This window comes from Streptomyces sp. SID14478 (assembly GCF_010548525.1).
In the GTDB taxonomy this organism is placed as follows: domain Bacteria; phylum Actinomycetota; class Actinomycetes; order Streptomycetales; family Streptomycetaceae; genus Streptomyces.
The window spans coordinates 1-2319 of sequence record NZ_JAAGMG010000155.1; the positions used below are offsets into that span (position 1 = coordinate 1).

General features: G+C 75.1%; 4 protein-coding genes. 3 read left to right on the forward strand and 1 reads right to left on the reverse strand.

Going from position 1 to position 2319, the window contains the following annotated elements; all coding sequences use genetic code 11:
• On the reverse strand, nt 1–399 hold a 399-nt coding region (locus G3I40_RS06280), incomplete at its 3' end, for a DUF5994 family protein (RefSeq protein ID WP_164301166.1).
• 556 nt (nt 400–955) lie between these two features.
• Here G3I40_RS06280 and G3I40_RS06285 point away from each other — a divergent pair.
• The 3 genes from G3I40_RS06285 to G3I40_RS06295 form a co-directional block, all read left to right on the forward strand.
• Complete coding sequence (locus tag G3I40_RS06285; protein WP_239091574.1) at nt 956–1342, forward strand: DUF5994 family protein; 387 nt, start codon at nt 956–958, stop codon at nt 1340–1342.
• 168 nt (nt 1343–1510) lie between these two features.
• A complete protein-coding gene (locus G3I40_RS06290; protein WP_239091573.1) occupies nt 1511–2071 on the forward strand; it encodes a DUF5994 family protein in 561 nt (186 codons plus the stop codon).
• Nucleotides 2072–2076: 5 nt separating this feature from the next.
• Nucleotides 2077–2319, forward strand: a 243-nt coding sequence (locus G3I40_RS06295) for a hypothetical protein (protein WP_164301168.1), incomplete at its 3' end; no start/stop codon positions are given.

Here is a 2319-nt window from a genome sequence, read left to right on the forward strand (position 1 = left end):
GCCGCTCGCCGCGCGCGCCGCCCGCGCCATGATCGGTGCCGCGGCCTCCTCGGTCGTGTCCGGGGGGACGACGACCAGGTCCCAGCGCCCGTGGCCGGGGGCGGTGAGGACGACGGTGTGCGCGGCGCCGGTGGTCAGGCGCCGTCGCAGGTGGACGACCTGTCCGGCCACGAGCATCCGGCGGGGTGCCGCGGGCCACGCCGCGCCGTTGAGCAGGACGCTGGTGATGTGGCCCCAGGTGCGGGGCAACCCGGAGAGCAGGGCGGGGAGTTCGGTGAACAGGTCGTAGGAACGCGGCCACCAGGCCCCGTCGATGGCCCGGGGCCCGCCGGCGTCGGGTGCCAGTCGCAGCCGGAGCAGGGGTTGAGAGGGAAGCGGGGGGTGCTGGGCGAGCGTCATGGGTGGGGCTCCTGCCGGCTGATGTGCGGGTCACGCGGTGACGGGTCGGACGGCTACGGGTGAGCGGCCGCGGGGACCGCGGTCGTGGCGCCGGGTCCGGCAGTCACGTACAGGCGCTCGCTGCTGCCCCGCGCGGGCGCGAACTCGCCGCGCGGGCTGGGAGCTTGACGTTGCGGGCCGGGTGCGCGAAGGGCGGGCGACGGGACACGACGGACTCCTCGGCCTGGTTGCTGCCGGCGCGGCCGGGGTCGGGGGCTGCCCCTTGAGTGGACGGCGAGGGAGACGCGGGTGCTCCGGCGGTCGGGCACGGCGGGCAAAACCCCTCGCCTCGCCCACCGTACTCCTGGACGACGGGAAAGGGACTGCCCGTACGCTGGGGCCACCGGGTGCTCCTCGTACGCCGAACTCGTTCGGCGTCGCCTCCGGCGCACCACCACACCGGGTCCCGCGGTCGCGGCGGCCCGCAGAAGGGTGTGCGTCATGAACGCACCTACCGGTCACCGCGGTTCGCCCCCCCGCCGAGGGGCCCGACGCGTACCCGCCCGCCCGGCTCGCCCTGCGGCCGCAGACCTTCCCGCCGGGGCCGGTGTGCGGAGCCTGGTGGCCCCGCACGGACGACCTGGCCGCCGAACTGACCGCGCTTACCGATGTGTTCGACGCCTCGCGCGGGCTCGTGACCCGTATCGCGTCCCACCGGGGGAGCTGGCGCGAGGAGCCGGCCGCCCTGCCCGTGAACGGCCGCACGGTCGCGGCGACCTGGTACGCGTCCGGCCTCGACCCGCACACGATCCGGCTCTTCTCCTACGGCGTCGGCCGCTGGGACCTGCTCGTCGTCCCGCCGGGCAGCGGCACCGACACGGCGGCCCGGCTGATGATCGCGGCGGCCGACCCCGCGCTCCGGCTCACCGGAACCGCACTGATGGCGACCGAGGACGCCCCCTGAGGGCGACGGACTTCGACGGGCGGGTCCGGACCCGTCACCGACCGCGCCCGCAGGAGTACGGTTGAGGCACCAAGGGCATTTCGTACTCCGGCAGTCACGCGGGTCTCGTCCTCGGTGAGCAATGGCATCGGGGCGTCTTTCGTGCCGCTCCGAAGACGGGTTCGCATCATGACCGCGCCCACCACGTCCCCCCGCACCGCCGCCTCTCCTCCCTCGACCCCCGCCGCCAGGGTGTCGCTGAAGTCCCCGACCGGCGGTGGCCTGCTCGACGGCGCCTGGTGGCCCCGCTCGCGCGACCTGACCGTCGAACTGCCCGCGCTGGCGGCCGTACTCGATCCGCTGTGGGGCCGCATCACCCGCGTCGCCGTCAACCCGATGCTCTGGTCCGTCGTCCCGCGCGGGGTGACGGTCGGCGACCGCGTGCTGAAGATCGGCTGGTTCACGCCCGAACTCGACCCGCACAAGCTCCTGTTGCTGTCCTACGGGACCGGACGCTGGGACCTCCTGGTGATCCCGCCCGAGACGGACGACGCGAGCGCCGCCCGGCTCATGGACGCCGCCCGTGCGACGGGCGGAACCCCGCTGAGCGCCACCGATCTCGTCGCCGCCGAGACCGCACGCCTTCGGGGCGCCGCCGTCGGGGACCGGCCGCAGAGCTCGGAGGAGTCATGGGAGTACGAGGGCGGCGCGACCTCGACCCACGCCGTCCGCACGCCCGCGGGGAGGTGACCGTGATGGACGCCGCACTCACCACAGCCGTCCTCCTGCTCCTGATCACGGTCGCCGCACACGTGATCCACCGCCTCGACGTCCAGCACACCGAAAGGATCGCCTTGCACCCCAACAGCAGTGACCTGCCGGGCCGCCGTGCCCCCGCCGAACCGGACGCCGCCGCAGCCCCGCATCCCGCGCCGCCCACACCGGCCGACCGTCACGACCACCGCGGCAGTGACCTGCCGGGCCGCCGTACCCCCGCC

Bases quoted from the DNA above. Each gene is read 5' to 3' on its own strand.
- G3I40_RS06290 (WP_239091573.1), top strand. From the start codon at position 1,511: ATGACCGCGCCCACCACGTCCCCCCGCACCGCCGCCTCTCCTCCCTCG.